Source organism: Staphylococcus microti (assembly GCF_000934465.1).
In the GTDB taxonomy this organism is placed as follows: Bacteria; Bacillota; Bacilli; order Staphylococcales; family Staphylococcaceae; genus Staphylococcus; species Staphylococcus microti.
In genome coordinates, this window is the sequence record NZ_JXWY01000061.1 from 1 (window position 1) to 886 (window position 886).

1 protein-coding gene is annotated in these 886 nt (G+C 36.9%); it reads right to left on the reverse strand.

Annotation, left to right across the window (positions count from 1 at the left end):
• On the reverse strand, nt 1-886 hold an 886-nt coding region (locus TP70_RS12425), incomplete at both ends, for a hypothetical protein (protein ID WP_044360961.1).

The window sequence follows — 886 nt, forward strand, 5'->3', positions numbered from 1 at the left end:
CTTCATCTTTATCGTAATACTGTTGAAGTTTTTGCCATTTTTCTGTGTTGTTTTCAATATCTGCTAAAGTTAAATCATGACTTGCAGTAATTGGTAAGTCATAAATTTTGTTATAGTATGTTTGTTGTTTTAGTAAATCTGGATTTTTAACACCATTTTTACCTGTTACAATCGTTAATTGATTATCCGTACTCACACTCTTATCTGCTGTAAACAGTGACGTTGTGTTCTCTTTCAATGTGAGCTTAACGCCTTCTGGTACTTGCACACCTAACGTGATTTCTTTAGGCAATGTTGTACGCTTCGTTACATTACGTGTTGGTACTGTTTGATGAATGACAAACTGATCGTCTTGACCTGTAGTTGCCGTAACATCTTCAACACTAAATGGTGGTACTTCTAATAATAATAAACCGTCAGGATGGAATGCTGGTCCACTTGAACCTGTTCCTGTAATCGTATAGTTCAATTGTGTTTGGTCTTCAAACGTCACAGTCACACGCTTGTTATTATCAAGTGTGCTTCCTTTTGCTTGAGGTCCTGACGTCAACGTAACCTGATCCCCTGCAATTTCCATAAGCGCTGTTGATTGTTGCGCAGCTTCATTACTTACATAAAGATTGCTAATTTCATCACGATCAAATGTAATAGACTTACGCTTATCTTTACTTTTAGCTGTACTGTAGTCGTCTAAGTCATATACGTTCAATATACCGCTGACAGCTTCTGTATTACCTTTAATTGCATCTAAGCTTTGAAGTAGTGACTCTTTTGTTGTTTGTGATAATTGCACAGAATTATACAAATCATCAAACGCTGCTTGATCTTTGTGCTCTAAAAACGTCAAGCTAACAGATGCACCACCACCTGCTTTTGATGCAACAGA